This window comes from Pseudomonas sivasensis (assembly GCF_052938085.1).
Window position 1 is genome coordinate 6,117,714 of the sequence record NZ_CP176442.1, and the last position, 22,985, is coordinate 6,140,698.

The 22,985-nt window shown below is 59.7% G+C and carries 23 protein-coding genes; 10 read left to right on the forward strand and 13 right to left on the reverse strand.

Features of this window, described 5'->3' with window-relative positions; genetic code table 11:
* Nucleotides 1-77: 77 nt before the first annotated feature.
* The 5 genes from ACKZ62_RS28090 to ACKZ62_RS28110 all read right to left on the reverse strand — a co-directional run bounded on the left by ACKZ62_RS28090 (nucleotide 78) and on the right by ACKZ62_RS28110 (nucleotide 4,679).
* A complete protein-coding gene (locus tag ACKZ62_RS28090; RefSeq protein WP_447096137.1) occupies nucleotides 78-2,117 on the reverse strand; it encodes a diguanylate cyclase in 2,040 nt (679 codons plus the stop codon).
* Nucleotides 2,114-2,995 carry an endonuclease/exonuclease/phosphatase family protein gene (locus tag ACKZ62_RS28095; RefSeq protein ID WP_032885046.1) on the reverse strand — a complete coding sequence of 294 codons (882 nt, stop codon included), beginning with the start codon at nucleotides 2,993-2,995 and terminating at the stop codon, nucleotides 2,114-2,116. The genes ACKZ62_RS28090 and ACKZ62_RS28095 overlap by 4 nt, the downstream gene beginning before the upstream one ends.
* A gap of 10 nt (nucleotides 2,996-3,005) precedes the next feature.
* A complete protein-coding gene (dsbA, locus tag ACKZ62_RS28100) occupies nucleotides 3,006-3,641 on the reverse strand; it encodes a thiol:disulfide interchange protein DsbA (RefSeq protein ID WP_032885047.1) in 636 nt (211 codons plus the stop codon).
* Nucleotides 3,642-3,809: 168 nt separating this feature from the next.
* Nucleotides 3,810-4,436, reverse strand: coding sequence for a c-type cytochrome (locus ACKZ62_RS28105; RefSeq protein ID WP_095185302.1), 627 nt, complete (start codon nucleotides 4,434-4,436; stop codon nucleotides 3,810-3,812).
* A gap of 33 nt (nucleotides 4,437-4,469) precedes the next feature.
* Nucleotides 4,470-4,679 carry a cytochrome gene (locus ACKZ62_RS28110; protein WP_242460938.1) on the reverse strand — a complete coding sequence of 70 codons (210 nt, stop codon included), beginning with the start codon at nucleotides 4,677-4,679 and terminating at the stop codon, nucleotides 4,470-4,472.
* 204 nt (nucleotides 4,680-4,883) lie between these two features.
* On the opposite strand from ACKZ62_RS28110, the gene yihA reads away from it, so the two are divergent.
* On the forward strand, nucleotides 4,884-5,525 hold the full coding sequence (gene yihA, locus ACKZ62_RS28115; protein WP_032885049.1) for a ribosome biogenesis GTP-binding protein YihA/YsxC: 642 nt from the start codon (nucleotides 4,884-4,886) through the stop codon (nucleotides 5,523-5,525).
* Between the two features lie 269 nt (nucleotides 5,526-5,794).
* On the opposite strand, the gene polA is transcribed toward yihA, so the two are convergent.
* Nucleotides 5,795-8,572 carry a DNA polymerase I gene (polA, locus tag ACKZ62_RS28120; protein WP_447096138.1) on the reverse strand — a complete coding sequence of 926 codons (2,778 nt, stop codon included), beginning with the start codon at nucleotides 8,570-8,572 and terminating at the stop codon, nucleotides 5,795-5,797.
* Between the two features lie 74 nt (nucleotides 8,573-8,646).
* Between polA and ACKZ62_RS28125 the strand changes: the two genes are divergently transcribed.
* Nucleotides 8,647-8,937, forward strand: coding sequence for a DUF2782 domain-containing protein (locus tag ACKZ62_RS28125; RefSeq protein ID WP_032885051.1), 291 nt, complete (start codon nucleotides 8,647-8,649; stop codon nucleotides 8,935-8,937).
* A 56-nt stretch (nucleotides 8,938-8,993) separates the two neighbouring features.
* On the forward strand, nucleotides 8,994-9,947 hold the full coding sequence (locus ACKZ62_RS28130; RefSeq protein ID WP_447096139.1) for a homoserine kinase: 954 nt from the start codon (nucleotides 8,994-8,996) through the stop codon (nucleotides 9,945-9,947).
* 128 nt (nucleotides 9,948-10,075) lie between these two features.
* Here the strand turns inward: ACKZ62_RS28130 and ACKZ62_RS28135 are convergent, their stop codons facing one another.
* Nucleotides 10,076-11,005, reverse strand: a complete 930-nt coding sequence (locus ACKZ62_RS28135; RefSeq protein ID WP_032885054.1) for a zinc ABC transporter substrate-binding protein — start codon at nucleotides 11,003-11,005, stop codon at nucleotides 10,076-10,078.
* A 58-nt stretch (nucleotides 11,006-11,063) separates the two neighbouring features.
* Between ACKZ62_RS28135 and zur the strand changes: the two genes are divergently transcribed.
* Genes zur through ACKZ62_RS28155 form a run of 4 tightly spaced genes read left to right on the forward strand, consistent with a single transcriptional unit; the run spans nucleotide 11,064 to nucleotide 13,869 of the window.
* Nucleotides 11,064-11,546, forward strand: a complete 483-nt coding sequence (gene zur / locus ACKZ62_RS28140) for a zinc uptake transcriptional repressor Zur (RefSeq protein WP_032885055.1) — start codon at nucleotides 11,064-11,066, stop codon at nucleotides 11,544-11,546.
* Nucleotides 11,546-12,331: a zinc ABC transporter ATP-binding protein ZnuC gene (gene znuC / locus ACKZ62_RS28145; RefSeq protein ID WP_032885056.1), complete on the forward strand. Its 786-nt coding sequence runs from the start codon at nucleotides 11,546-11,548 to the stop codon at nucleotides 12,329-12,331. Before zur ends, znuC begins: the two co-directional genes overlap by 1 nt.
* Nucleotides 12,324-13,112 (forward strand): zinc ABC transporter permease subunit ZnuB, encoded by a 789-nt coding sequence (gene znuB, locus ACKZ62_RS28150; RefSeq protein ID WP_032885058.1) that lies wholly within the window; start codon nucleotides 12,324-12,326, stop codon nucleotides 13,110-13,112. The genes znuC and znuB overlap by 8 nt, the downstream gene beginning before the upstream one ends.
* Nucleotides 13,113-13,149: 37 nt before the next feature.
* Nucleotides 13,150-13,869, forward strand: coding sequence for a PA5502 family lipoprotein (locus ACKZ62_RS28155; RefSeq protein WP_032885060.1), 720 nt, complete (start codon nucleotides 13,150-13,152; stop codon nucleotides 13,867-13,869).
* 101 nt (nucleotides 13,870-13,970) lie between these two features.
* Here the strand turns inward: ACKZ62_RS28155 and katE are convergent, their stop codons facing one another.
* On the reverse strand, nucleotides 13,971-16,112 hold the full coding sequence (gene katE, locus ACKZ62_RS28160) for a catalase HPII (RefSeq protein WP_122756174.1): 2,142 nt from the start codon (nucleotides 16,110-16,112) through the stop codon (nucleotides 13,971-13,973).
* 265 nt (nucleotides 16,113-16,377) lie between these two features.
* Here katE and ACKZ62_RS28165 point away from each other — a divergent pair, with 265 nt between their 5' ends.
* Genes ACKZ62_RS28165 through ACKZ62_RS28175 form a run of 3 tightly spaced genes read left to right on the forward strand, consistent with a single transcriptional unit; the run spans nucleotide 16,378 to nucleotide 18,881 of the window.
* Nucleotides 16,378-17,385 (forward strand): methionine ABC transporter ATP-binding protein, encoded by a 1,008-nt coding sequence (locus ACKZ62_RS28165; protein ID WP_032885062.1) that lies wholly within the window; start codon nucleotides 16,378-16,380, stop codon nucleotides 17,383-17,385.
* The gene (locus ACKZ62_RS28170) at nucleotides 17,385-18,059 is read left to right on the forward strand and encodes a methionine ABC transporter permease (protein ID WP_032885064.1); all 675 of its coding nucleotides are present in this window, start codon (nucleotides 17,385-17,387) and stop codon (nucleotides 18,057-18,059) included. The genes ACKZ62_RS28165 and ACKZ62_RS28170 overlap by 1 nt, the downstream gene beginning before the upstream one ends.
* Before the next feature lie 51 nt (nucleotides 18,060-18,110).
* Nucleotides 18,111-18,881, forward strand: coding sequence for a MetQ/NlpA family ABC transporter substrate-binding protein (locus ACKZ62_RS28175; protein WP_032885066.1), 771 nt, complete (start codon nucleotides 18,111-18,113; stop codon nucleotides 18,879-18,881).
* 143 nt (nucleotides 18,882-19,024) lie between these two features.
* On the opposite strand, the gene ACKZ62_RS28180 is transcribed toward ACKZ62_RS28175, so the two are convergent.
* From ACKZ62_RS28180 to ACKZ62_RS28200, 5 genes are read right to left on the reverse strand one after another with little or no spacing between them, the layout of a single operon-like run.
* Nucleotides 19,025-19,660: an SCO family protein gene (locus ACKZ62_RS28180; protein ID WP_032885068.1), complete on the reverse strand. Its 636-nt coding sequence runs from the start codon at nucleotides 19,658-19,660 to the stop codon at nucleotides 19,025-19,027.
* Complete coding sequence (gene cyoE, locus ACKZ62_RS28185; protein ID WP_032885070.1) at nucleotides 19,657-20,556, reverse strand: heme o synthase; 900 nt, start codon at nucleotides 20,554-20,556, stop codon at nucleotides 19,657-19,659. The genes ACKZ62_RS28180 and cyoE overlap by 4 nt, the downstream gene beginning before the upstream one ends.
* Nucleotides 20,544-21,623, reverse strand: a complete 1,080-nt coding sequence (locus ACKZ62_RS28190) for a COX15/CtaA family protein (RefSeq protein ID WP_032885071.1) — start codon at nucleotides 21,621-21,623, stop codon at nucleotides 20,544-20,546. Before ACKZ62_RS28190 ends, cyoE begins: the two co-directional genes overlap by 13 nt.
* Nucleotides 21,624-21,633: 10 nt before the next feature.
* Nucleotides 21,634-22,218 carry a PA_0111/PP_0108 family redox-active disulfide protein gene (locus ACKZ62_RS28195; RefSeq protein WP_447096140.1) on the reverse strand — a complete coding sequence of 195 codons (585 nt, stop codon included), beginning with the start codon at nucleotides 22,216-22,218 and terminating at the stop codon, nucleotides 21,634-21,636.
* Nucleotides 22,184-22,948 carry an SURF1 family protein gene (locus ACKZ62_RS28200; protein ID WP_095185321.1) on the reverse strand — a complete coding sequence of 255 codons (765 nt, stop codon included), beginning with the start codon at nucleotides 22,946-22,948 and terminating at the stop codon, nucleotides 22,184-22,186. The genes ACKZ62_RS28195 and ACKZ62_RS28200 overlap by 35 nt, the downstream gene beginning before the upstream one ends.
* Nucleotides 22,949-22,985 lie beyond the last annotated feature (37 nt).

Sequence of the window (22,985 nt, forward strand, 5' to 3'; positions counted from 1 at the left end):
GCACGCTGAAGACGATAATGCAACAGTGTAACGTACGGTCCGTGGCCAAGCGGTCAAGTTACAAAATAGAACAACTTTTATGCCGCTTGCACTTGGTTACGACCTGCCGCTTTAGCCCGGTACAGCGCCTCATCCGCTCGTTTGAGCGCCAGGTCACTGCGTTCTCCCGGTTGGAATTGCGCCACCCCCATGGATACCGTAATCGTCACCGGCTCGCCCTTGAAGTGGAACGGGCAGGCCTCGATCGCCGCACGCAGCACTTCACCCACGCCCAAGGCATCCGACAGGGATGAATCAGGCATCAGCAGCACAAACTCTTCACCGCCAAACCGCGCGATGAAATCGTTGGAGCGCAGGCGCTTGCGCAGCACGTTGGCGATAATCTTCAGCACCTTGTCACCGGCCAGGTGGCCGTAGCCATCGTTGATGCGCTTGAAGTGGTCCAGGTCCAGCATCGCCAGCGACAAATTATTGCCGTGCTGGTGCCAAGCATTGACCTCATGGTCGAGGCGCTCGCTCCAGGCGGCGCGGTTGGGCAAGTCGGTGAGCGGATCGATCAGCGCCTTCTGGCGCTGCACCTCGAGGTGCTCGCGATAGCCCTGGGCCTCCTGCTCCATATTGGCAACCCGCTCGGCCAGCCCTTTCAAGCGCGCCGCCACTTCCTGCTCGCGTTGGTCACGCTGCTGCTGGTGCTCGTCCATGGTGCCGAGCAAACCCTCAAGATGGCTTTCCAGCACCTGCTTGAGGCTGTCCAAGTCCGCGGCGTCCTGCACACTGCTTTGCAGGCCGTCGACCTGCTCGCGAATCTGCGTGTCCAGCTCCCGGGCTGCGGAGCGGCTGTCGGCATGGCCGTCGCTGGCCACTTGCAGGTGGCCCTGGAAGGCCTCAAGACGCTCGTTAAGCTGTTTCAGGTAGGCCTCGAACTCGTGCTGGCCGCTGTCGGTGATCGCCAGCATCAGCACCGCCAAGTCATCAAGGATCGGCAGCAGTTCGTACCAGTTCAGACCGTGGGCCAGGCGCTCGCGCATGGCTTCGGCCTGTGGCCGATGGCGCTCGGGCAGTGACAGCTCTTCCAGCAGGCCGAGCAGGGTGTCTTCAATATGCTTGGCCACGGAGCTGTAGGACGGCTCGGGTGAGTCAGGCAGGGAATAGGGGCCGTCCGATTGCAGCTCGTTGGGGTCAGGCTCATCGACCTCCAACACAGGCGGGAGCGAGAGACTACCGATCACCGTCTCATCCGGCGTCTCGACCGCTACCGGCGGGGTCTCGATTAAGGCCGCGAGGGCGCTTTCGGCCGCTGGCTCTTCCTCCTGAGGCTGTGGCGCCTTAGGCGCTGGAGCTTCGGCGACAGGCGCAACCTCTGCCACCCCCTGCGCAGGCGCCTCGTACACAAACGCTTCGCTGACGGCCTTGGCGGGTTCAGGTTGTGCAGCAACCGGCTCCTGAGTCTGCGGCGCAAAGGCCCGCAGGGCTTGCGTCAGCTCATCGTTTTGCTCAGGTTCCTGAGGCTCGGCGGCGGCGTGGGTCACAACGGGGGACGGCGCTGGGCTGGCAACGGGCTCAGTGGCTACCGTTTCGCTCGCGGCGTCCTTGGCACCAAACAGACGCTGCAACAAACCTGGCCCAGGACGCGGAGCTTCACCCTCCGGCTCCAGGTTATTCAGCGCCTGCCCTTGCAGGCTGCTCAGCTCGCTGAGCAACAAAGGAATCTCTCGAGCCTGGCTGACGCGGCCATCCAACTGCTTGGCAAAGGTTTTCAGCGGACGGGCTACCTCACGGGGCAGCGGCAACTTTTGCAACTGCGTAACCAGAGACGTCAGTGCGGTGCTCATCTGGTCAATGCGGGTTTCGCGGCGTTGCTCAGAATCGAGCACGGCTTTTTCCAGGCGCGGCAGCAAGGCCGCGAGGGCGGCGTCCATGTCGTCGGTGCGCACAACGTCGCGCATTTCCTTCATGCATTGATCAACGGCACGGTCGGTACCTTCCGCCGCCAGCGTGCTACGCACCAGCCCGCGGCGCAGCAGATCAAGGCGTGCAGCCCAACGGCGTTCGAGCTTTTCTTGTTGCTCGATACTTAGCAGGTATTTTTCTTTCCAGCGCTGGGCGTCGTCGCTCATGCAAGGGGTCCGCGAGGGCCAGGGCTCAACGCGGGTAATGCATCTGCCGTGAGCGAGCCCGGCAGACGAATCTCTACCGCGACCGGCAGGTGATCGGAAATGGGCTGCGCCAGCACCTGCACACTTTCCAGTGTGAGGCTCGGGCTGAGCAGGATATGGTCAAGACAGCGTTGCGGTCGCCAGCTCGGAAACGTGGCTTCGACTTGCGGCGCCAATAGCCCTAGGTCGCGCAACGGGGAATTCTGCAGCAGGTCGTTGGCATGGGTGTTCATATCCCCCATCAGCACCTGATGCTTGTATTTGCCAATCAAATCGCGCACGTAAGCCAACTGAAGGTTGCGCGTACGCCCCCCGAGCGCCAAGTGCATCATTACCACCACCAAGGCTTCAGGCCCTTCGCCAAAACGCACGAGGATCGCCCCACGCCCCTTTGGACCCGGCAATGGATGGTCTTCGATGGCAGTCGGCTTCAAGCGGCTGAGCACACCATTGCTGTGCTGCGCCAAGCGCCCGAGGTTGCGATTGAGTTGCTGATACCAGTAGGGGAAAGCCCCAAGATGGGCTAGATGCTCGACCTGATTGATGTAGCCCGAGCGAATGCTGCCACCATCGGCTTCCTGCAAGGCGACCAGGTCGAAGTCACTCAACAGGTCGCCGATCTTCTGCAGGTTACCGGCCCGCCCGTTGTGGGGCAGCAAATGCTGCCAACCACGGGTGATGTAGTGACGGTACTTCTCGGTGCTGTTACCCACCTGGATATTGAAACTGAGCAGACGCAGACGATTGTCCGCCGGCAAGCCTGTCGATTCCAGGTGATGTTCATTGACCTGCGGGTCATGCAGGCCAACGACACGTTCGGTGGTGCCCCAGCGGCGCATGGGAAGCCCCTTACTTGGCTGCGCGCTCTTTGGCGATCAGCTGGTCTGCAACGTTGAGGGTATTTTCAGGACCACCAGTAGTGCCCAGGTCGAAACGGTATTTGCCGTTGACGATCATGGTCGGTACGCCTTGTACGCCGTACTTCTGTGCCAGTTCCTTGGCCTGCTTGATCTGGCCTTGGATGGCGAACGAGTTGAAGGTGGCCAGGAACTTGTCTTTGTCGACGCCTTGGGTCGCGACGAAGTCAGCCATTTCTTCTGGCTTGGTCAGGCGCTTGCCTTCTTTCTGGATCGCGTTGAATACCGCGTTGTGGACCTTGTGCTCCACGCCCATGGCTTCCAGGGTCAGGAACAGCTGGCCGTGGGCATCCCATGGACCGCCGAACATGGCCGGGATGCGCTTGAAGTTCACGTCTTTAGGCAGCTTCTCGACCCAAGGGTTGATGACCGGCTCAAACGCGTAGCAATGCGGGCAGCCGTACCAGAACAGCTCCACCACTTCGACCTTTCCCGGCACAGAAACAGGCACTGGGTTGGCCAATTCCACATAGGTTTTACCGGCTTCAAGCGGCACGTCGGCAGCCTGTGCGGTCATGCCGAAAAGGCTGACAGTGACGAGAGCGGCGCTGAGGATCAGATTACGCATGCTTTACTCCTGGACAAATAAAGTCGCCTTACGCGACCTTTAGGTGTGACAGGTCTACGCGGGCATGAGTTCGTTAGTGTAACGGCACCGGCCACAAAAAAGGGCGGCCTGGGCCACCCTTTTTATGCTTGCATCGCGGGATTAATCGAGCGTTAACGTTGCAGGCGCTTAGTGCAGGCCCTGGATGTAACTGGAGAGGGCTGCGATGTCTTCATCGCTCAGCTTGCGGGCGATGGTACGCATGATCGCCGCGTCGCCATCGTTAGCTCGACCACCTTCTTCCTTGCGGAAATCCGTCAGCTGCTTGGCGATGTATTGAGCGTGCTGACCACTCAAGTGAGGAAAGGCCGCTGCCGCAATACCTGCGCCGTTCGGTGAATGGCAGCCGGTGCAGGCCGGCAGGCCTTTATCCAGATTGCCACCGCGAAATAGCTTCTTGCCGCGTGCCACCAATTTAGGATCAGCAGCTCCCACGCTGCCCTTCTGGCTGGCAAAATACGCCGCGATGTCTGCCAGGTCCTGATCGCTGGAGTTAGCCAGTAGGCCGGTCATTTCCAGCACAGTGCGCTTGCCGCTCTTGATATCCTGCATCTGCTTGGTCAGGTAACGTTCACCCTGGCCAGCGAGTTTGGGGAAGTTCGGCGCCGGGCTGTTGCCATCCGGTCCGTGGCAGGCACCACACACAGCGGCTTTCGCTTGACCGGCAGTGGCATCACCTTTAATGGGGCCCTCTGCAGCGACGGCAGCGCCAGTGATGCCCAAGGTCAACAGCAGACTCACGATCAGTTTGTTCATCAGCTAATCCAACTACGGCTAAGGGTTTAAGAGTTATCTACCGGGTTTACTCACCATCAACTCAATGACGGCATGGTAATCCTCAGTACTGCAGTCCATGCACAAACCACGCGGCGGCATTGCCTTGAAACCCTCGCTCACGTGTCGCACTGTCGTGGCCACGCAAACTCGGTTGTACAGCGCTTCCGGTTCCTGTGTAGCCTGAGCGCCGTAAAGCGGGATCAGGGCACCAAAAGCGAGCAACCATCAGGTCATACATCGACCTTTTCAGGGTTTGAGAGCGTTTTGCGTTCTAATGCGCAATAAAGGTCTTTCGCTCCCGTGTACCTCATCCTTCGCTGGGACAAAGCACACACAAAATCTGCGGCATTATATACTGGCGCTACTGAAACGGAAACGACACCGCTTGCCGCACCCTTTCTCGGCACCGCCCACATCGGAAATCTCATGCAACTCAAGAATCCCATCCTAGGCCTGTGCCAACAGTCCACCTTTATGCTCAGCGCCGCCAAAGTAGACCAATGCCCCGATGACGAGGGCTTTGAAGTCGCCTTTGCCGGCCGTTCCAACGCCGGTAAGTCCAGCGCGCTGAACACCCTGACCCACGCCAGCCTCGCGCGCACCTCAAAAACACCGGGCCGCACGCAACTGCTCAATTTCTTCAAGCTAGACGATGATCGGCGTCTGGTCGACCTTCCGGGCTATGGTTATGCAAAAGTACCTATCCCGCTGAAGCTGCACTGGCAGCGTCACCTGGAGGCTTACCTGGGTGGCCGGGAGAGTTTGAAGGGTTTGATTCTGATGATGGACATCCGTCATCCAATGACTGACTTCGACCTGCTGATGCTCGACTGGGCCGTCGCCAGCGGCATGCCCATGCATATCCTGCTGACCAAAGCCGACAAGCTGACCTACGGCGCCGCCAAGAACACTCTGCTCAAAGTGCAGGCCGAAATCCGCAAAGGTTGGGGTGACACAATCACCATCCAGCTGTTCTCGGCGCCTAAGCGCATGGGTCTGGAAGAGGCCTACACCGTACTGGCAGGCTGGATGGAATTAGCAGACAAGGGCGCGGAAATCGCCGAGTAACTTTTCTGCGGGCAAAAAAAACCCCGGACTTCGTATGGGGAGGGGAAGTTCGGGGTTCAAGTTCTGGACCGCTAGGGCGGGGCCCAGATATCTGCCAACACTTAACACAACATAGGAGCATTGAAGGGCTTCACCACCCATTCAGTAACTCTGAGTAGCAGTTCACGGGTTAAGTTCCGGCAGGATCAGAAAACTATTGGAAATAACCAACGTCGACTTTTGAACTAAAGCACTCTGCCACCACGCCTGGTGGTGGCAAACGCCCGATATCAGTGTGCTTCGTCCCAGTTATCGCCAACGCCCACGTCGACCACCAACGGCACATCCAACTGTGCCGCCGCACTCATGTATTCGCGAATCTTCTCACTGACCTGCTCGACCAAGTCCTCACGCACCTCAAGCACCAATTCGTCGTGTACCTGCAGGATCACCTTGGCATCGAGGCCCGAGTCGGTCAGCCAGTTATCCACCAGCACCATGGCTTTCTTGATGATGTCCGCCGCCGTGCCCTGCATCGGCGCGTTGATCGCGGTGCGTTCTGCAGCCGCGCGCTCCTGAGGCTTATTGGAATTGATATCCGGCAAATACAGCCGGCGACCGAAGAAGGTTTCCACGTACCCCTGATCGGCAGCCTGGGCGCGGGTGCGCTCCATGTAGTCGCGAACCCCTGGGTAGCGGGCGAAGTACACGTCGATGTAAGCCTTTGCAGTCTTGGTATCGACGCCGATGTCCTTGCCGAGCTTCTGTGCCCCCATGCCGTAGATCAGACCAAAGTTGATTGCCTTGGCACTGCGACGCTGATTGGACGTGACCTCAGCCAATTCGACCTTGAATACCTCAGCCGCCGTCGCGGTATGCACATCCAGGTCGTTGCGGAACGCATTCATAAGCCCCTCATCCTTGGACAAGTGCGCCATGATCCGCAGTTCGATCTGCGAATAGTCCGCCGCCAGCAGTTTGTAGCCCTTGGGCGCCACGAATGCCTGACGAATCCGCCGCCCTTCGGCGGTACGCACGGGGATGTTCTGCAGGTTCGGGTCACTGGAAGACAAGCGCCCGGTTGCCGCCACGGCCTGATGATATGACGTGTGAACACGCCCGGTGCGCGGGTTAATCTGCTCCGGCAGGCGATCGGTGTAAGTGCTTTTGAGCTTGCTCATGCTGCGGTACTGCATGAGTACCTTAGGCAGCGGATAGTCATCTTCGGCCAGCTTGGCCAGCACTTCTTCGGCGGTAGACGCCTGTCCTTTGCCTGTCTTCTTCAACACCGGCAGACCCAGCTTTTCGTAGAGAATCGCCCCGAGTTGCTTAGGTGAACCCAGGTTGAATTCCTCACCAGCGATCTCGAAGGCCTGGCGTTCCAGCTCAACCATCTTGTTGCCCAACTCAATACTCTGAACGCCGAGCAACTTCGCATCGACCAAAGCGCCCTGGCGTTCGATGCGGGCCAGCACGGGTACCAAAGGTATTTCGATGTCCGTCAGCACACTGGCCAGGCTCGGGATAGCAGCGAGTTGCGCATGCAGTTCCTGATGCAACCGCAAGGTTACATCTGCGTCTTCGGCCGCATAGGGACCCGCTTGTTCAAGCGCGATCTGGTCAAACGTCAACTGCTTGGCGCCTTTGCCAGCGATGTCCTGGAAGCTGACAGTGTCGTAGTCCAGGTACTTCTTGGCCAGGCTGTCCATATCATGGCGCGTCGCGGTGGAGTTCAGCACGTAGGACTCAAGCATTGTGTCGAACGCGATGCCACGCACGGTGATGCCGTTTGCCGGGTCGCCGCCAATGGCGCAGTTGGCCAAGATATTCATGTCGAATTTGGCGTGCTGGCCTACCTTGAGCTTGGACGGATCTTCCAGCAACGGCTTCAAGGCCAGCAGTACGGTGTCACGATCCAGCTGTTCCGGCGCGCCAATGTAGGAGTGGGTCAGCGGGATGTACGCAGCTTCATGGGGCTGCACAGCGAAGGAAACCCCGACCAGTTGCGCCTGTTGGGCGTCGATCCCGGTAGTTTCAGTGTCGAAAGCGAACAACTTCGCGTCGTTTAGCTTCTTCAGCCAAAGATCGAACGTGGCCTGGTCGAGGATTGTGGTGTACGAGGCTTCTACGGGCGCTTGGGGTTCAACAGCTTTCTCAGCCACCGGTACCGCCTTCAGTTCAACACGCTTGGCATCGCGCTGAATCTCATCAATCCAGCTCTTGAACTCCAACAGTGTGTAAAGCTCCAGCAGCTTCTCGCGGTCTGGTTCAATCAGGTGCAGATCGTCCAATCCCACGTCCAGCGGCACATCAATCTTGATCGTCGCCAGTTGGTAGGAAAGAAACGCCATCTCCCGGTGCTCTTCAAGCTTGGCCGGCAGCGTCTTGGCACCACGGATCGGCAGAGTCGGCACAATATCCAACTGTTCATAAAGCTCTTTGAGGCCGCCATTCACACCCACCAGCAAGCCGGAAGCGGTCTTAGGACCAATCCCCGGAACGCCCGGGATGTTGTCGGACGAGTCACCCATTAACGCCAGATAGTCGATGATCTGCTCCGGAGCGACGCCAAATTTCTCCTTTACGCCGTCCACGTCCATGGCGCTACCGGTCATGGTATTGACCAAGGTAATGTGCCCGTCGACCAACTGCGCCATGTCCTTATCGCCGGTGGAGATCACTACCGGACGGTCAGCCGCCGCGCTGCTGCGGGCCAGGGTGCCGATCACATCATCGGCCTCAACGCCTTCAACGCACAGCAGCGGGAAGCCCAAGGCGATCACACTCTGATGCAGCGGCTCAATCTGCACGCGCATGTCATCGGGCATGCTCGGACGGTTAGCCTTGTATTCGGCGTACATATCATCACGAAAAGTCCCACCCTTGGCGTCGAACACCACCGCAAAGGGGCTGTCCGGGTACTGCTTGCGCAGGCTTTTGAGCATATTCAACACGCCCTTGACCGCACCGGTCGGCAGGCCTTTGGAAGTGGTCAGCGGTGGCAGCGCGTGGAAGGCGCGGTACAGGTAAGAAGAACCGTCCACCAGGACGAGGGGCGCTTGGCTCATGAGCAGGATCAACCTTTTCGGCGGGTCTGGCGCTAGAATAGCCGGACCAATGAAAACAAAGGGACAAGGTTATCATGCGTACATTCAATCGCCTGCTGTTGACTGGCTTGATTGCACTCGCTCCGATGGCTGCCATGGCGGCAGACGATGCGCCTTCGGGCGACCCGGAAGTGACCATTCGCACGGAAGGCAACAGGACTATTCAGGAGTACCGTCAAAACGGCTTCCTGTATGCAATCAAGGTGACCGTTAAAGGTGCTCCTCCCTATTTCCTGGTGCGCGCGGACGGAACCGACGCAAACTTCATCCGCTCTGACCAGCCGGATATGCTGATCCCGTCATGGAAGATCTTCGAATGGAAATGATTTCTTAACTTCAATTGGCGCCGCCCACAGCGGCGCCCGTAATGGCAGTTTTAACCATGTCTGTGTTCACCCCCCTGGCTCGGCCCGAGCTGGAAACCTTTCTCGCCCCTTACGGGCTCGGCCGCCTGCTTGATTTCCAGGGGATTGCTGCCGGCAGCGAAAACACCAATTTCTTTATCAGCCTGGAGCAGGGCGAATTCGTCCTGACCCTCGTTGAGCGCGGCCCTGTCGCGGAGATGCCGTTCTTCATCGAACTGCTCGACGTGCTCCACGACGCCGATCTGCCTGTGCCATACGCCCTGCGGACCACCGATGGCATGGCTTTGCGCGAATTGAAGGGTAAACCGGCACTGCTGCAACCACGCCTGGCCGGCAAGCACATCAAAGACGCCAACGCACAGCATTGCGCCCAAGTAGGTGAGTTGCTTGGTCACCTGCACTTGGCGACGCAAGGCGAGAAGGTGCTGGAACGCAAAACTGATCGCGGCCTGGACTGGATGCTCAGCGAAGGTGCGCAGCTAATTTCGCATTTGAACGATGCACAGAAAAGCCTGCTGAACGCTGCATTGACTGAAATCGAAGCCCATAAGGCCGAGATTCTCGCCCTGCCGCGCGCCAACGTGCACGCCGACCTGTTCCGCGACAATGCAATGTTCGAAGGTACACACCTGACGGGCTTGATCGACTTCTACAATGCTTGCTCGGGCCCAATGCTCTACGACGTGGCAATCGCGCTGAATGACTGGTGTTCGGATGACGATGGTGTGATCGACGGACAACGCGCTCGTGCGTTGTTGGGCGCTTATGCTGGACTGCGACCGTTTACAGCGAAGGAAGCGGAGCTTTGGCCGACCATGTTGCGAGTGGCATGCGTGCGGTTCTGGCTGTCACGGCTGATTGCCGCTGAGTCATTTGCCGGCCAGGACGTGTTGATCCACGATCCCGCCGAGTTCGAACATCGGTTGGCGCAGCGCCAGCAGGTCACCGTCCACCTGCCATTCGCGCTCTAAGGACCAACCCGGTCAAAAATGTGGGAGGGGGCTTGCCCCCGATGGCGATGCATCAGTCAAATTATCATCGACTGAAGCGCCTTCATCGGGGGCAAGCCCCCTCCCACATTTGATCTTCGTTGTGAGGCTTACAACGACTCCAGGCAACCGGCCAAGTCATTCCCCAGCTTCTCCAGCACCTGCTCATAACCCTGAGCCGTCGCCGGTGTATACCCGCCCAACGCATCCAATTCAGCCAGTTTCACCGGCAGCCCGGCCACCAGCGTCTCTGCCAAGCGCGGGCGCAACGGCGGTTCACTGAACACGCAGGTCTTGCCCACTTCCTGCAAGCGAGTACGCATTGCCGCTACATGCTGGGCACCTGGCTGTACTTCGGAGGCGACGCTAAACACGCCGGTGTGCTTAAGCCCGTAAGCATCTTCGAAGTAATCAAAGGCTTCGTGGAACACGAAATAAGGCTTGTCGCCGATGCTCGCCATGCGTTTTTTCAGGCGTGCATCCAGGGCGTCCAGACGGCCGGCAAACGCCTTTGCGTTGCTCTGGTAACGCTCGGCATTCACTGGGTCAGCGGCGCTCAGGTCGGCTGCCATACGTGCAGCAATCACCCGGGCGTTTACCGTGGACAACCACAAATGCGCATCCAGGCTGCCCGGGCGGTGATCGTGGTCATGTTCGTCGGCATCGTCAGCGTGAGAATGGCTATCTTCGCCGAAACGACGCAGTTTCATTCCCGGCAAGTCTTGCACCGCTACCGTCGTCGCTGTACGACCTTTCAACACGCGAGGCAGGAAACTCTCCATATCCGGCCCAATCCAGTACAGCAGATCCACCGACTGCACACGCCGTACGTCGGATGGGCGCAACGCGAAGTTATGCGGCGATGCGCCGGGGGGCAACAACACCTCCGGCACGGCCACGCCGTCCTGCACAGCCGCGGCTATCAACTGCAGAGGCTTGATGCTGGTGAGTACCCGTACCTCGGCCTGAACTGTGCCTGCGATGAACAAACTGGTGATGAAAACGACAAAAACGGGAAAAAGTCGGGACACGATGACCACTCAATGACGTAGGAACGGGTAACATAATAACGTCTCTATCAAATATCTGTCGCCGCTCATGCCTAAAACACCGCTTGCCAGCCGTCCCCACGACCACTCTCACTGCGTGCACACCGCGCTGTCGGAAGCCGACACCCTGTGTGCGCAGAAAGGCCTGCGCCTGACCGCATTGCGTCGCCGGGTGCTGGAGCTCGTGTGGCAGAGCCACAAGCCGCTGGGCGCCTATGACATTCTGGGCGTGCTCAGCGAGCAGGACGGCCGCCGCGCCGCGCCTCCAACCGTGTACCGCGCGCTGGACTTCCTGTTGGAAAACGGCCTGGTACACCGCATCGCATCGCTCAACGCCTTTGTCGGCTGCAACCACCCAGAGCACGCACACCAGGGTCAGTTCCTCATCTGTCGCGAGTGCCACGCCGCCATCGAACTTGAACAAAAAAGCATCAGTGACGCCATTATCACAAGCTCCGCCGACGTTGGCTTCAGGGTCGAAGGGCAAACGGTCGAAGTGGTCGGCCTGTGCGCGGGCTGCCAGGGGGCTTGATGAGCAACGCGTTAATCCGACTGGAGCAGGTTGGGGTCACGTTCGCCGGGCAAAGCGTGCTGGATAACATCGCACTGAGCGTAGAGCCGGGGCAGATCGTTACCCTGATCGGCCCAAATGGCGCCGGCAAGACCACCCTGGTGCGTGCCGTGCTTGGCCTGCTCAAGCCCGACAGCGGCAGCGTATGGCGCAAGCCCAAGCTGCGCGTCGGTTACATGCCGCAGAAGCTGCACGTCGACCCGACCTTGCCCCTCTCTGTACTTCGCTTCCTGCGCCTGGTGCCTGGCGTAGACCGTGTCCGCGCACAGGCTGCACTTAAGGAAGTCGGCGCCGAACAAGTGATCGACAGCCCGGTGCAGAGCATCTCCGGCGGCGAAATGCAGCGCGTACTGCTGGCCCGCGCCCTGCTGCGCGAGCCCGAGTTGCTGGTGCTCGATGAGCCCGTGCAGGGCGTCGATGTCGCCGGCCAGGCCGAGTTGTACAGCCTGATCACACGCCTGCGCGACCGCCACGGCTGCGGCGTACTGATGGTCTCTCACGACCTGCACCTGGTCATGAGCACCACTGACCAAGTGGTGTGCCTCAACCGCCACGTGTGCTGCTCCGGCCACCCGGAACAGGTCAGCGGCGACCCGGCGTTTGTCGAGTTGTTCGGCAAAAATGCCCAGAGCCTGGCGATCTACCACCACCATCACGACCACGCCCATGACCTGCATGGCGCTGTGGTTGACGATCCGGCCACACCTCATACCCACGTTCATGGAGATAGCTGCAAGCATGGCTGATTTTCTGCTTTACGCCCTGCTGGCAGGCTTGGCTTTGGCGCTAGTGGCTGGCCCGCTGGGCTCATTCGTGGTCTGGCGTCGCATGGCGTACTTTGGCGACACCTTGTCCCACGCCGCGCTGCTGGGCGTGGCGATGGGCTTCCTGCTGGATGTAAGCCCGACCATTGCCGTGACCGTGGGCTGCCTGCTGCTGGCGGTGCTGCTGGTAACCCTGCAACAGCGCCAGCCGCTGGCCTCGGATACCCTGCTGGGCATTCTGGCGCCGAGCACGTTGTCACTAGGCCTGGTCGTACTGAGCTTTATGCATGAAGTCCGCATCGACCTGATGGCCTATCTGTTCGGCGATCTGTTGGCGATCAGCCCAACGGACCTGGCCTGGATCCTCGGCGGCAGTGCTGCTGTTCTGGTGCTTCTGGTAGTCCTGTGGCGCCCACTGCTGGCAATCACGGTGCATGAAGAACTGGCCAGGGTCGAAGGCTTGCCCGTATCGGCTTTGCGCATGGCCCTAATGTTGTTGATCGCCGTGGTGATCGCTGTCGCGATGAAGATTGTCGGCGTATTGTTGATCACGTCGCTGCTGATCATCCCCGCCGCCGCCGCCCAACGCCACGCCCGCTCACCAGAGCAGATGGCCATCGGTGCAAGCCTTCTGGGGATGCTGGCAGTGTGCGGAGGCCTGGCGCTGTCCTGGTTCAAGGACACGCCAGCCGGACCATCGATTGTGGTCGCGGCCGCCGCCCTGTTTCTGCTGAGTTTTGTCCTGCCCCGTCGAGGGGTGTAGACTTGCTCGCTTTTTGCGCAAATAGAGAGTCGCAGGAATGAAGCCGTTCACCTCCCGTTATCTGCTCCTTGCCGCATTTTCCCTGCTGCTGGGCGCCTGCCAAAGCACACCGCCCGCCGCCCCCGAGGCTCCGGACCCACGTGCTGCGGCCATCGCGCAGCTGGAGCAAAACCTCGCCAGCAGCGAGCTTGCCACTGCCGAAGACCAGTTGGCAGCGTTGCAGGCCCAGTCGCCTAACGACCCGACACTAGAGCCTTATCAGCGCCAATTGGCCGAAGCCTACCTGCAGCGCAGCCAGATCGTGCTGCAAAAAGGTGACGTCAACGCCGCCGCCACCGCCCTGAGCCGCGCCCGCGCGCTGATGCCCAAGGCGCCAGCCCTGACCGGCGGCGTCAACAGCGCTATTACCCACGCCCGCAAGGTGGAACTGGATAAAGCCGAAGAGGCGCTCAAGGCCGCCGAGGCCAAGCCCGCCGCCAAGGTCATCGACCCGGCGGCGCCCAGCACCACGGTGGCCTTGAACCTCACCAATATCGAAGAATTGCGCCATCAACTGGATGCGATTGCCACCGACGTGGTGAATTACCAGTGCGACGTGAGCATTCAGGCGCCACGCACCGAGGATTACCCGTGGTTGGCTACGCTGCTGACCAAACGGGTGAAACGCATTGATTCGGCGTATGAGCTGAAGATTCACAGGCAGATTCTGAAACACATCCCGGCGCAGGTTGTGTTGATTCCGCGCAAGGCGCAATAAACGCATCGGGAGCAAGCCCCCTCCCACATTTTGAGTGTATTCACAGTTCAAAATGTGGGAGGGGCATGCTCCCGATAGCGGTCTAACAGACACCCAATTAGTTAAGCCGGAATCGCTTTGGCCTTAGGCTCACGATCCCATACCCGATGCTGCCCAATCGCGGCAAAGAACGCTTTGAACGCCTTCGCATCCGACCCCACGATCAGCCCCGCATCCACCTCAAGCTTCAACAGATCCAACAGCGACTTGGCATCAGTGGCGACGGTAATAGCCTTCAAGTGCTTGTAAGCCTCCAGCACGTAGTGCAACGCCACACCATCCGCGCTCAACGCCTTCACTGACTCTTTACCGCCAGGCACAAAGACCGCATCAAACGCAATGGACGGCAACCCTTCCATCGTCGCGTCCACCGGCAGGCTCTTGCCATCCGCCGTGGTGACCGGTGCCGAGGTTGGACCCAGCAATTTGGCGTGCGCACCCTCGGCTTCCAAGGCCTTCTTCAATGCCGCAATCGCCACGCCGTCCACGCCATTCGCCGCCAAGATCGCCACCTTGCGCGTCTTGATATCCGCAGGCAGCAAGTTCGCCTGGCTCAAAGCAGGCGAGCGTGCCAACGCGGTCTCGCGTTCTTCCACTGTGCCTTTCTTCGGTACCGGCAGGCCGAGGTTCTGCGCCACGCGCTTGGCCAGCTCCAGGTCAATATTGGCCAGGATCTCGTTGACCTGCCGCGCACGAATAAACTCACGTTCGACCTTGCCCAGCTCAAAGCTGTACGCCGCAATGATGTGCTCTTGCTCATGCTTGCTCATGCTGCGGAAAAACAGGCGCGCCTGAGAGAAGTGGTCGCCGAACGATTCACTGCGCTCACGCACTTTATTGGCATCAACACGCTCGTAGTACGACTCGAAACCACCGTCCTGCGCCGCAGGTGGCGTTTCTTTCGGCCAACCGCCATCGATCGAATTGGGCTCGTAAGCAGCACGCCCCTTGTCAATCACCGTGCGGTGCATAGCATCGCGCTGGCCGTTATGAAATGGCGCTACCGGCCGATTGATCGGCAACTCATGAAAGTTCGGGCCGCCCAGGCGACTGATCTGCGTGTCGGTGTAGGAAAACAGGCGCCCCTGCAGCAGTGGGTCATTGGAGAAGTCGATGCCCGGAACGATATGCCCAGGGCAGAACGCCACCTGCTCAACTTCAGCAAAGAAGTTATCCGGATTGCGGTTCAGCACCATTTTGCCCAGCGGCGTAATCGGCACCAATTCCTCCGGAATCAGCTTCGTCGGGTCGAGAATATCGAAGTCGAAGGCGTGTTCCTTGTCTTCAGGGATTACCTGTACGCCCAGTTCCCACTCAGGGTAATCACCGGTTTCAATGGACTCCCACAGGTCGCGACGGTGGTAGTCGGTGTCTTTACCTGCGAGCTTTTGTGCTTCGTCCCACACCAACGAACACGTACCGGCGGTAGGGCGCCAGTGAAACTTAACGAAATTGGAGACGCCTTCGGCATTGATGAAGCGGAACGTATGTACGCCAAAACCCTGCATGCTCCGTAGGCTTTTAGGAATAGCCCGGTCGGACATGGCCCAGATCACCATGTGTGCCGACTCCGGTTGCAGAGAGACGAAATCCCAGAAGGTGTCGTGCGCCGAGCCGCCGGTAGGAATCTCGTTGTGCGGCTCAGGTTTTACCGCGTGCACAAAGTCCGGAAATTTGATCGCGTCCTGAATGAAGAACACTGGCATGTTGTTGCCCACCAGGTCGAAGTTGCCTTCATCAGTGAAGAACTTCACGGCAAAGCCACGCACGTCACGCACCGTATCGCCGGAACCACGCGGGCCTTGCACGGTGGAAAAACGCACGAACACCGGGGTTTTGTGCCCAGGGTCGCGTAGGAAGCCGGCCTTGGTCAGCGCCGAATGGTTCTCATAGGATTGGAAATAACCATGGGCGCCCGTACCTCGGGCATGCACGATGCGCTCGGGGATGCGTTCATGGTCAAAATGCGTGATCTTTTCACGCATGATGAAATCTTCCAGCAGCGAAGGCCCTCGCGCGCCGACCTTCAAGCTGTTCTGGTTGTCGGAAATCTTCACACCTTGGTTGGTGCGCAAGGCTTGGCCAGTAGCGTCTGAGCGAAACTGTTCCAGGCTGTGTAATTTGGCGTTGGTGTTACCACGATCCAGGGTATCGGTGCCCGCAAGGTCACTCTTCGGCGGTGTGGCTGGCTTCTTGGTACTCATCAGTCAAAACTCCTTATTCAAAGTGGCCAGAGCGGTGCCCGGCTCGTTTGAGCAAAACCCCAGGCACGGCACCTGGGAAATCGAGTTGCTTAAGTAGTGACTGATGGGGTTTTGGGCCGTTCCTTTTTTATGACCTTTGATCGCGTTATTGCCAAATCGCAGGTTGAATGCGAAATAAATGCTAAGAAACACTAGATGGACAGGCTAAAATGCGCGCCCGGCTAACCGCTGATCCCTTTTCAATGCGCCCCACAAGGTTCGCTACGTGATCGAGTTTCAAAACGTCCATAAAACCTACCGCGTCGCCGGTAAGGATATCCCAGCACTGCACCCCACCAGTCTGCGCGTCGAAAACGGCCAGGTGTTTGGCCTGATTGGCCACTCGGGTGCGGGTAAAAGCACCTTGCTGCGCCTGATCAACCGCCTGGAAGAGCCCAGTGGCGGCCAGATCACGGTCGACGGCGAAGAAGTCACCGCCCTGGACGCCAACGGCCTGCGCCGCTTCCGTCAGCAGGTCGGGATGATCTTCCAGCACTTCAACCTGCTGGCGTCCAAGACCGTCGCCGATAACGTGGCATTGCCACTGACCCTGGCCGGCGAACTGTCGCGTAAAGACATCGACCTGCGCGTGGCTGAACTGCTCGCCCGCGTCGGCTTGTCGGACCACGCCAAAAAGTACCCCGCGCAATTGTCCGGCGGCCAGAAGCAGCGCGTCGGCATCGCCCGCGCCCTGGCGACCAAGCCAAAGATCTTGCTGTGCGACGAAGCCACCAGCGCCCTCGACCCACAGACCACCGCGTCGGTCCTGCAACTGTTGGCTGAGATCAACCGCGAGCTGAAGCTGACCATCGTGCTGATCACCCATGAAATGGACGTGATCCGCCGCGTATGCGACCAGGTGGCCGTGATGGACGCCGGCGTGATCGTCGAGCAAGGTTCGGTAGCCGACGTTTTCCTGCATCCCAAGCACCCGACCACCAAACGTTTTGTACAAGAAGCCGAACAGGTCGACGAAGGCGAGCAGCGTGATGACTTCGCCCACGTACCGGGCCGCATCGTACGTCTGACGTTCCAGGGCGACGCAACCTACGCGCCGCTGCTGGGTACCGTCGCCCGCGAAACGGGTGTGGACTACAGCATCCTCGCCGGCCGTATCGACCGCATCAAAGACATCCCTTATGGGCAACTGACCCTCGCGGTCACCGGCGGTGACATGGAAGCGGCCTTTGCCCGCTTCACCGCCGCAGACGTCCACATGGAGGTGCTGCGCTAATGGAAATCTTCCTGAGTTTCTTCGCCAATATCGACTGGTCCGAAATCTGGCTCGCCACCGGCGACACCATGATCATGCTGTTCGGTTCGCTGTTTTTTACCGTGCTACTAGGCCTGCCGTTGGGCGTGCTGCTGTTCCTGACCAGCCCGCGCCAGCTGTTCGAGCAAAAAGGGCTGTACGCGCTGCTGTCGCTGATCGTGAATATCCTGCGCTCGCTGCCGTTCATCATCCTGCTGATTGTGATGATCCCGTTCACCGTACTGATCACCGGCACCTCGCTGGGCGTGGCCGGTGCAATCCCGCCGCTGGTGGTGGGCGCCACGCCATTCTTCGCGCGTCTGGTGGAAACCGCCTTGCGTGAAGTGGACCGCGGCATTATCGAAGCCACCCAGTCCATGGGCGCAACCACTCGCCAGATCATCACCAATGCACTGTTGCCCGAAGCACGCCCCGGCATCTTCGCGGCGATTACGGTGACGGCGATTACGCTGGTGTCCTACACGGCCATGGCCGGTGTGGTCGGCGCTGGCGGCCTGGGCGACCTGGCGATCCGTTTCGGTTACCAACGTTTCCAGACCGATGTGATGGTGGTCACCGTGGTGATGCTGTTGATCCTGGTGCAAATTCTGCAAACCGTCGGCGACAGGCTGGTGGTGCACTTTTCTCGAAAATAACGGCCATTGCCGGCCAAAAGCCGGCACATGCCCGAACAAGGAGCTTGTTGGATGAAAAAACTACTGGTTGCTTTCGCCGCCGTTGCCGCGTTTTCCGCCCATGCCGAGACCCTGACGGTCGCTGCTTCGCCGGTACCCCACGCGGAAATCCTGGAATTCGTGAAACCTGCCCTCGCCAAAGAAGGCGTGGACCTGCAGGTCAAAGTCTTCACCGACTACGTACAGCCCAACGTACAGGTAGCGGAAAAACGCCTGGACGCTAATTTCTTCCAGCACCAGCCGTACCTGGATGAATTCAACAAAGCCAAGGGCACTCACCTGGTGAGCGTCGGCGCGGTGCATTTGGAGCCTCTGGGCGCCTACTCCAGCAAGTACAAAAAGCTGGACGAGCTGCCAAGCGGTGCCAACGTCGTGATCCCTAACGACGCCACCAACGGCGGCCGCGCGCTGCTGCTGCTGGATAAAGCCGGCGTGATCAAATTGAAGGACTCGACCAACATCCTGTCGACCATCAAAGACATCACCGAAAACCCGAAAAACCTGAAGTTCCGCGAACTGGAAGCCGCCACCCTGCCGCGCGTGCTGACCCAGGTCGACCTGGCGTTGATCAACACCAACTACGCCTTGGAAGCCAAGCTGGACCCGTCCAAGGATGCATTGGTGATCGAAGGCAGCGACTCGCCTTACGTGAACATCCTGGTCACCCGCGAAGACAACAAGGATTCGGACGCGGTGAAGAAGCTGGTAGCCGCCCTGCACACGCCTGAAGTGAAGCAATTCATCGAAGAGAAGTACAAAGGCGCGATCAAGCCGGCGTTCTGATCTACCCGATCTCCAATACACCAGAGATCAAACAATGTGGGAGGGGGCTTGCCCCCGATAGCAGTGGGTCAGTCACCAGATGCAGTGACTGGCACTCAGCAATCGGGAGCAAGCCACCTCCCACATTTGTTTTGGGGGTGCATCTAATTGCGCTGCAACAACCCCGGCAACTGCGCCACCAATTTCTGGTTGTTCAACGGCGAACGAATAAACCCACGCTGCGTGCCATCCGGGCCGATGAGCGCCAGGTTACCGCTGTGATCGACGGTGTAGTTCGGCTTGCTGGTATCTGCCGGAATAAACGGGATGCTCACCGCATTCGACACCTTCTGCACATCCTCCACATTCGCGCCGGTCAGGCCCACAAATTGCGGATCGAAGTAGCCCAAGTACTGCTTGAGCTGAGTCGGGGTATCGCGATGCGGGTCGACGCTGACCAGGATCACTTGCAACTTATCCACAGCCTCTTTCGGCAGTTCGCTTTTGATCTGGCGCAATTGGGCGAGGGTGGTCGGGCAGATATCCGGGCAGAACGTGTAGCCGAAGAACAACAGGCTCCACTTCCCCTTCAACTCGTTGAACGCCACCGGCTGGCCGTCCTGATTTGTCATGGTCACAGGCGGTAGCTGACGGCTTTGCGGCAGCAGGATGATGCCGGCGTCGATCAGCGCGGTGGGGTCGCCCTGGCCTTTTCCGCTAAGTACTTTGTTGACGGTCAGGCCCATGATCAACGCGACGATGGCCACCAGGATGAAGACGGTTTTTTGAGTTCGAGTCATAGGTTCAACAGTAGGTAGTGGTCTACGAGCAGGGCGATAAACAGCAGGAACAAGTACCAGATAGAGTACTTGAAGGTGTTGATCGCCGCGTGCGGCCGACCGCCACGGTACAACACCCAGGCCCATTGCAGAAAGCGTGCGCCCAATACCAGCGCGCACGCCAGGTACAGTGGGCCGCTCATATGGATCACGTAGGGCATCAAGCTCACCGCCAGTAGGGCAAAGGTGTAGAGCAGGATATGCACCTTGGTGTAGTGCTCGCCGTGGGTCACTGGCAGCATGGGGATGTCGGCCTTGGCGTATTCCTCTTTGCGGTGGATGGCCAGGGCCCAAAAGTGCGGCGGGGTCCAAGCGAAGATGATCAGCACCAGCAGCAGCGGTTCAGCGCTGATGTGACCGGTGACGGCGACCCAACCCAACAGCGGCGGTGCAGCGCCAGCCAACCCGCCGATGACAATATTCTGCGGCGTCGCGCGCTTTAGGAATCCGGTGTAGATCACGGCGTAGCCGAGCAGCGAGGCCAAGGTCAGCCACGCCGCCAGGGCATTGGTGAACGCCAGCAACAGGCCCAGCCCTGCAACAGCCAAAAACAATGCAAAGGCCAGCGCCGCAACCGGCGACACGCGACCCTCCGCCAGGGGCCGCTTGTGAGTGCGTGCCATCACCGCATCGATCCGCCGATCCACAACATGGTTGACGGCCGCAGCGCCGCCCGCGCACAGGGCAATGCCCAAGTTGCCAAAAATCAGCACCGTCCACGGTACGCCCGCGCGGGTGGCGAGGAACATTCCCACCAGGGACGTGATGAGCATCAGCACCACTACTTTCGGCTTGGTCAGCTCTAGATAGTCACGCCAGATCGCCTGATCGTGACGCGCGCCGATCAAGGTCGCCATGGCATCTCTCCTTTAAGGGTGATGAGGCCTGATACGTGTTTGCGCGGGATGAAGCGCCAGCCGAACGGCAACTGATTGCGCACCCGAACCAGGCTGGTGCGGGCGTGGTAATTGACCAGCACCAGGGTCAGCAGCAACCCGGCACCGCCCGCGTTATGCCCGACCGCTACCGCCAGCGGCAGGCCGAACATCACATTGCTCAACCCCAGGCAGATTTGCACGCCGAGGGCGATCAGCAACAAGCCCGACAGACGCGTCATGCCCACCGCGCGCAGCTGCCAGGCCAGGCCGAGCAGGACCAGGGTCACGAGTACTGCGCCGATACGATGGGTCAGGTGAATGGCCGTGCGCGCCTCGCTGTCGAGCTGGCCGCCCAAATAATTTGGGCCGATGTGTTGGGTCAGGTGAAAGCCATTGGCAAAGTCTGCCGCCGGCCACCACTGTCCATGGCAGGTGGGCAAGTCGACACAGGCTACGGCCGCGTAATTGGAGCTGACCCAACCACCGAGCGCAATCTGCCCGATCACCAGCACCAAACCAGCCGTCGCCCAATATTGCAGGCGCTTGGGCACGATTAGCGCGGGCAGTACACCGGACAGGCGCAAGGTCAGCAAAAACAGCAGACTCAAGGTGGCAAAGCCGCCAAGCAGATGCCCTGTCACCACCTGCGGCCACAGCTTCAAGGTCACCGTCCACATCCCAAACGCCGCCTGGGCAAACACCACCGCCAGCAGAAACAACGGCAACTTGACCGGCTGGCCTGGGTCACGCCGATGACTCCAAGAGCGCGCCGCCAACAACGCAATCAAAAGACCCAGAGTGCCAGCGAAGTAGCGATGGGTCATTTCGGCCCAGCCTTTGTCGGCCTCCACTGGCGTGTCAGGAAAATGCAATTCGGCATGGGCCAACTGGGCTTCACTTTGCGGCACGCTGATAAAACCATAACAACCCGGCCAGTCCGGGCAACCGAGGCCGGCGTGAGTCAGGCGGGTATAGGCGCCGAGCAGCACGACGATCAGCGCCAGCAAGGTGGCAAACAACGCGAGGCGAAATCCAGGTTTGGCCATGACGATGCCCTTATCCGATGTTCGACAATTTCAGCAGGTGGCGCAGGTCGTTGAGCAGGTCCTTGCCCTTGACCTTGGCGTCGTAGCGCAGCACCAGGTTGCCGTGGGGATCGACGATCCACAGCTGCGCATCGCCCGGCGCGGTAGCGTTTTTGTTAAACGTCGAAAGGTCCAGTTGATAGCGCTGCAATTGCGGGTATTCGGCTTTCAGCTTGGCTTCGTAATCGGCACCGACCGGTTGCGCACCGGCCAACGCGTGACTGGCGCGCGAGGCATCGCGCCCCAGGCCGATCTGCAATTGCCGCGCGAGGTACACCAACTGCTGGCAATCGGCGGCGCAGGCGGCGGGCGCAGTCACCAGCAGTTGCCAGCGCAGTTCATCCGCCTGCACGCCGATATCGGCGCGGGTCTGGCCATTGCCGATCATCTCGCCGTGATAACTGCGGCTGTCCGGCACCCAGAACTGCAGCTTGTACATAAACGTGGCCAGCACCATCGGGCCGATCACCATCAGCAGAATCAGCAGCAGTTGCCAGCGGCCTTTGCGCCGATCGGGCAGGTCAGACATGTTGAGTGGATTCGTGGCCGCTCCCATGGGGCTTCTCCTTCTTGTTATGCGATCCGAGATAGAGGTAAAGAACCAGCAGCGCCAGCGCCATGGCGAACCACTGCACGGCATAGGCCAGGTGTTTCTCCGGGCCCATGGCGACCACCGGCCAAGTCGTTTCGTAGGTACCGGGGCCGGCTTCAGCGCGCAGTTCGTAGGCAAAGCCACTGCGGCCCAACTCTGTCCAAAGCGCTGCGGGATGCAGCGCCGTGAGTAATCGCGGCCATTGCGTGGCTGCGGGGTCGGCATGCAGTTGGAAAGTTTCGCCAGGGGCGACGTACACCCACGCGTCAATATTCAACGGCTGCTCTGGTGTGGTGAAGGCGGGCGGTGTGCGGCGGTCCGGCCAGGGCAGCCAGCCGCGATTGAGCAGTAGCCACAGGCCGCTGGCCTGATCGTGGAAGGGTTGCAGCAACTCGACACCGGCCTTGCCATTGCGCATGCGATTGTCGAGCAAGACGCTATGGTCGGCGTCGAATTGACCGCGCAAATGCACACGGCGAAACGCCGGATCTGCCGTGTCATTGAGTTGTTCACTGCTCATCGGCTCAGCCGCGCGGCGCTCGGCATAGCTGTCGAGCAACAGCTGCTTTTCATGCCCGCGCGACAGCTGCCAGCAACCCAATCCCACCATCAACGGCAGCAGGACCAACACCACCAATGTCGGCGCAATACCGGGGCGAAACTGTTTTATGGCGCTGGCTATACTTGTTTTCATTGCCCGCCGCTCTTCATCAATGCCCATCAAAATCCAG

Coding starts and splice junctions, on each gene's coding strand:
- znuB (WP_032885058.1), top strand. CDS start 12,324: ATGGCTGATTTTCTGCTTTACGCCCTGCTGGCAGGCTTGGCTTTGGCG.
- ACKZ62_RS28170 (WP_032885064.1), top strand. CDS start 17,385: ATGGAAATCTTCCTGAGTTTCTTCGCCAATATCGACTGGTCCGAAATC.
- ACKZ62_RS28195 (WP_447096140.1), bottom strand. CDS start 22,218: ATGGGAGCGGCCACGAATCCACTCAACATGTCTGACCTGCCCGATCGG.
- ACKZ62_RS28125 (WP_032885051.1), top strand. CDS start 8,647: ATGCGTACATTCAATCGCCTGCTGTTGACTGGCTTGATTGCACTCGCT.
- ACKZ62_RS28200 (WP_095185321.1), bottom strand. CDS start 22,948: ATGAAAACAAGTATAGCCAGCGCCATAAAACAGTTTCGCCCCGGTATT.
- yihA (WP_032885049.1), top strand. CDS start 4,884: ATGCAACTCAAGAATCCCATCCTAGGCCTGTGCCAACAGTCCACCTTT.
- ACKZ62_RS28090 (WP_447096137.1), bottom strand. CDS start 2,117: ATGAGCGACGACGCCCAGCGCTGGAAAGAAAAATACCTGCTAAGTATC.
- znuC (WP_032885056.1), top strand. CDS start 11,546: ATGAGCAACGCGTTAATCCGACTGGAGCAGGTTGGGGTCACGTTCGCC.
- dsbA (WP_032885047.1), bottom strand. CDS start 3,641: ATGCGTAATCTGATCCTCAGCGCCGCTCTCGTCACTGTCAGCCTTTTC.
- katE (WP_122756174.1), bottom strand. CDS start 16,112: ATGAGTACCAAGAAGCCAGCCACACCGCCGAAGAGTGACCTTGCGGGC.
- polA (WP_447096138.1), bottom strand. CDS start 8,572: ATGAGCCAAGCGCCCCTCGTCCTGGTGGACGGTTCTTCTTACCTGTAC.
- ACKZ62_RS28105 (WP_095185302.1), bottom strand. CDS start 4,436: ATGAACAAACTGATCGTGAGTCTGCTGTTGACCTTGGGCATCACTGGC.
- ACKZ62_RS28180 (WP_032885068.1), bottom strand. CDS start 19,660: ATGACTCGAACTCAAAAAACCGTCTTCATCCTGGTGGCCATCGTCGCG.
- zur (WP_032885055.1), top strand. CDS start 11,064: ATGCCTAAAACACCGCTTGCCAGCCGTCCCCACGACCACTCTCACTGC.
- ACKZ62_RS28190 (WP_032885071.1), bottom strand. CDS start 21,623: ATGGCCAAACCTGGATTTCGCCTCGCGTTGTTTGCCACCTTGCTGGCG.
- ACKZ62_RS28130 (WP_447096139.1), top strand. CDS start 8,994: ATGTCTGTGTTCACCCCCCTGGCTCGGCCCGAGCTGGAAACCTTTCTC.
- ACKZ62_RS28155 (WP_032885060.1), top strand. CDS start 13,150: ATGAAGCCGTTCACCTCCCGTTATCTGCTCCTTGCCGCATTTTCCCTG.
- ACKZ62_RS28175 (WP_032885066.1), top strand. CDS start 18,111: ATGAAAAAACTACTGGTTGCTTTCGCCGCCGTTGCCGCGTTTTCCGCC.
- cyoE (WP_032885070.1), bottom strand. CDS start 20,556: ATGGCGACCTTGATCGGCGCGCGTCACGATCAGGCGATCTGGCGTGAC.
- ACKZ62_RS28095 (WP_032885046.1), bottom strand. CDS start 2,995: ATGCGCCGCTGGGGCACCACCGAACGTGTCGTTGGCCTGCATGACCCG.